Annotated in this window: 5 protein-coding genes; 2 read left to right on the top strand and 3 right to left on the bottom strand. The window is 65.6% G+C overall.

The features are described 5' to 3' along the window. Positions 1–168 (bottom strand): nuclear transport factor 2 family protein (locus tag IVB32_RS38170; RefSeq protein WP_247413135.1); only part of this gene is annotated, 168 nt, incomplete at its 3' end. 91 nt (positions 169–259) lie between these two features. On the opposite strand from IVB32_RS38170, the gene IVB32_RS38165 reads away from it, so the two are divergent. Further along, on the top strand, positions 260–688 hold the full coding sequence (locus IVB32_RS38165; protein WP_018455918.1) for a GFA family protein: 429 nt from the start codon (positions 260–262) through the stop codon (positions 686–688). Positions 689–866: 178 nt separating this feature from the next. Next, on the top strand, positions 867–2693 hold the full coding sequence (locus IVB32_RS38160) for a caspase family protein (protein ID WP_247295918.1): 1827 nt from the start codon (positions 867–869) through the stop codon (positions 2691–2693). Positions 2694–2709: 16 nt separating this feature from the next. On the opposite strand, the gene IVB32_RS38155 is transcribed toward IVB32_RS38160, so the two are convergent. Together IVB32_RS38155 and IVB32_RS38150 are read right to left on the bottom strand one after the other, a co-directional pair. Continuing rightward, positions 2710–3402 (bottom strand): DUF1345 domain-containing protein, encoded by a 693-nt coding sequence (locus tag IVB32_RS38155; protein WP_247370519.1) that lies wholly within the window; start codon positions 3400–3402, stop codon positions 2710–2712. A gap of 7 nt (positions 3403–3409) precedes the next feature. Next, positions 3410–3780: polyprenyl synthetase family protein (locus IVB32_RS38150; protein ID WP_247413071.1), on the bottom strand; the 371-nt coding region annotated here is incomplete at its 5' end.

Here is a 3780-nt window from a genome sequence, read left to right as displayed (position 1 = left end):
GCGGTCGAGCCAGTCCGGCACGGTCAGCACCTGCAGCTCGCCCTTCTCGACCCAGCGCAAATCGGCGGAGGGATGGAAGATGGCGCCGAGCTTTTCGGCATCACCCTCGTAAAGTCCGTCGAAGTAAGATTGCACGACGGCTTCGACGCTCGAACGGTTCTGGCTCATGGGTCATCCCTTTGAATGATGGCTCAGGGCGAACTTAGTCGTACACGTCAAAATGCGCTATGGTGTCCGTACCATTTGCTGGGACGCTGTGATGACCGGATCAGAGAATTCGAACGCTCCCTTCCTGATCGGCGAATGCTGCTGCCGCGCCGTGCGCTACGAGGTAGCGGACGCGTTCTCCTATGCGATGAACTGCCATTGCTCGAATTGCCGCCGCACCACCGGCGCTGCCTTCAAGCCGTTCGCCGGCATCGAGCAGGGCAAGCTCCGCATCGTCAGAGGCGAGAACCAGCTCACCATCTACGGTGACGAAACCACCCACGACGCCCACTGCGCCCGCTGCGGCTCGTTGCTTTATTCCCGGGTGCGCGACGGAAAATGGGTCCACGTCGCCATGGGAACCCTGGTCGATGCCCCCTCGATCCGACCGAGCGCCCACATTTTCGTGGGGTCGAAGGCGCCCTGGCACGAGATTACGGATAATCTGCCGCAATATCGGGGCCACATCGGGGATGTCTGAGGGAACCTGCTGCGCACCTGTTTGGCGGCGAACCGCGGCCGGACTGGCGCGACGAACAAGGGGACCTTTCGGCTTGCCGCCGGCGCCATCTTCGTGACCTCCGTTACAAGCGTCCGCGACGGACCCTGCTAAAGCCGTCCCAAAGGGCGCGAATCGCCCCGAAATCGGAAGTCGTGTCATGCGCAAATTGCTCAGACTTTGCCCAGTCCTCCTCGCCGTCGCGCTGCTATTCGGCGCCGGGCCTGCTTTCGCCGGAAAGCGCGTCGCGCTCGTGATCGCCAACTCCGCCTATCAGCATGCGCCGTCGCTGACGAACCCCGTCAATGACGGTTCGGTGATGGCCCGGACGCTGAAGGAGGCCGGGTTCGACATCGTCGATTCCCGGCACGACCTGACGGCGCAGGAAACCCGGCGTGTGCTGCGCGAATTCGCCGACCGGACCCGCGATGCCGATATCGCCGTGGTCTATTATGCCGGCCACGGCCTCGAGGTCGAAGGCTCGAACTATCTGATCCCTGTCGACGCCAAGCTGGAGCGTGACACCGACGTCTTTGACGAGGCGCTCTCCCTCGACCGCGTCCTGGTCGCGGTCGAACCGGCTAAGCAGCTTCGCCTGGTGATCCTGGATGCCTGCCGTGACAATCCGTTCGGCAAGACCATGAAGCGCACGATCGCCTCGCGCGGCGTCGGCCGCGGCCTCGCCCAGGTCGAGCCGACCAGCTCGAACACGCTGATCGCCTATTCGGCCAAGGCCGGTTTCACGGCGCAGGATGGCGACGGTGCGAACAGCCCCTTTACGGTGGCGCTGTCGAAGCATCTGACGAGGCCCGGCCTAGACGTCCGCCGTGCCTTCGGCTTCGTGCGCGACGACGTGCTCAAGTCGACAGGTAATAAGCAGGAGCCGTTCGTCTATGGCTCGCTCGGCGGCGAGGACGTGCCGCTGGTGCCGGTCAAGGTGACCGCTGCGGCTGCCGCTGCGCCCAACCCTCAGGCCGACATCCGCCGCGATTACGAGCTCGCGCTCCAGGTCGGCAACCGGCCGGCGTGGGAGGCCTTTCTCGCCCAGCATCCCGACGGCTTCTATGCGAGCCTTGCCAAGCTGCAACTCGAGAAAATCGGCGCCGAGCAGGCTCATGCGGCGGCCACCGAGAAGGCGAAACAGGCCGAGGCCGAGCGCGATCGTCTTGCCGCACTTGGCGCGCAGAAGGATACGCAGGCCAAGGCAGCCGCCGATGCGGAGGCCGCCGAGCAGATACAGCTTGCGGCGCAAAAGGCCAAGGAGCAGGCGCAGCAGCAGGCGGCCGCTGCCGAGCAGCAGCGCGTCAATCTCGCCGCCGCGGCGCCGAGTGCAGCGCCCGCCAGCACGGCGGGCCCTGCCGGCACCAACGTCGCCTCGCTGACGCCGGCCATCGCGCCGGCCGATCTCAGCCGCTCGGTACAGACCGAGCTCGGCCGCGTCGGCTGCTTCTCCGGCGCCGCCGACGGCAACTGGACGACATCCGCGCAGCGGTCGTTATCGCAGTTCAACCGTTATGCCGGCACCAAGCTCGACGTGAAGGTGGCGAGCACCGATGCACTCGACACGGTCAAGTCGAAACAGTCGCGCGTCTGTCCGCTGGTTTGCGAGCACGGCTTCAAGACCGACGGCGACAAATGCACCAAGATCGTCTGCCGTGATGGCTATGCGCTCAACGACGACAACGAGTGCGAGAAGCAGCGTGCCGCCAAGCCTGCGACCGCCAAGCCTGCGACCGCCAAGCGGGACGACGGCGACGAGCGTCCCGCACGGCAGCGTCGTCAGGCCGGCGGTGAGGCTGCCGGAGCGGCCGGCGGCTTTGGTGGCGCTGCGGGCATCGCTGCTGCCGCTGGCGCCAGCCGCCGCTCGAGTGGCGGACAGCTATTCTGCAACAACAGTGGCTGTCGTGCGGTCAACCGCGGCTGCCATCTCGAATATCGCGGCGGCGGCGGCCCGGGCAACGATGGCAATGCCGAGGTCTGTAACTAGGATTGCGGAAATGAGTTCAGGTCGAGATCGCGCTCGCCGCGATGTTGACCGTCAGCGCCAGCAAGGCCGTGTTGTAGATGAATGAGACGATGCCGTGCGCGGTGGCGGTGCGGCGGATGGTCTTGTCGGAGATGCCGACATCGGAGACCTGCGCGGTCATGCCGATCACGAACGAGAAATAGACGAAGTCCCAGTAATCTGCGTGGTCTTCCTTGTCGCCGCTGGGAAACTGAAGGCCGCCCGGCGTGGCGTGCCGGTAAAAATCATGCGCGTAATGCAGAGCGAAGATTGTGTGCACGGCGGCCCATGACAATACGATGGTGGTGATTGCGATGCTCAGCTCCAGGCCGCCGCGATGCGGCGTTCCAAGCTCGGAGACGATCGCGGCGATGCTGGCGAAGGCGCCGATCGCCGTCACCAGCAGGATCACGAAGCGACCGTCGTCCTGCATCGCTGCGGCGCGGCGGATGTGCTGGTGGTCGTTGCACAGCATCATCGCGTAGACCAGCACCAGATAAACGGCGATCAACGCATCCCAGCCGAACACAAGCCGCGTGACCAGCCGGTGCGAACCCGGGATGAGCAGGCAGACGAGAATACCAACGGCAAGCGACATGAACGTCCGCGGACGCGCATAAATCAGCCGCATCGGCCGCGACATCTTGCGAAAGCGGGCGAGGGCGGGGTCTTCCTTGCTGCCGCCCGCCATCGCGCTATCAGCTCTTCCGTTCGGCCACGAACCGCGCAGCCGCTTGCAGCACGGCGGCCCGTTCGCCGAAGATCGACACGGCGCTGTCGGCGCGCGCGAGCAGATCGCGCACGCGCTGCTTGGCGCCTTCGATGCCGAGCTGGGTGACGAAGGTGGTCTTGCCGAGCGCTGCATCAGCGCCGGCAGGCTTGCCGAGCGCGGCGGCATCGCCTTCGACGTCGAGCAGGTCGTCGGCGATCTGGAAGGCTTCGCCGAGCGCGCGGCCGTAATCGTCGAGCGCCTGATATTCCTTTTGCGAGGCCTGGCCGAGGATCGCGCCGGCGATGCAGCCGTAGCGCAGCAGCGCGCCGGTCTTCATCTGCTGAATGCGGGCGACGT

The organism is Bradyrhizobium sp. 23, assembly GCF_023073295.1.
Taxonomy (GTDB): domain Bacteria; phylum Pseudomonadota; class Alphaproteobacteria; order Rhizobiales; family Xanthobacteraceae; genus Bradyrhizobium; species Bradyrhizobium canariense_D.
Note: the sequence above shows the minus strand (reverse complement) of the source record. Positions and strands in the feature narration are given on the sequence as shown.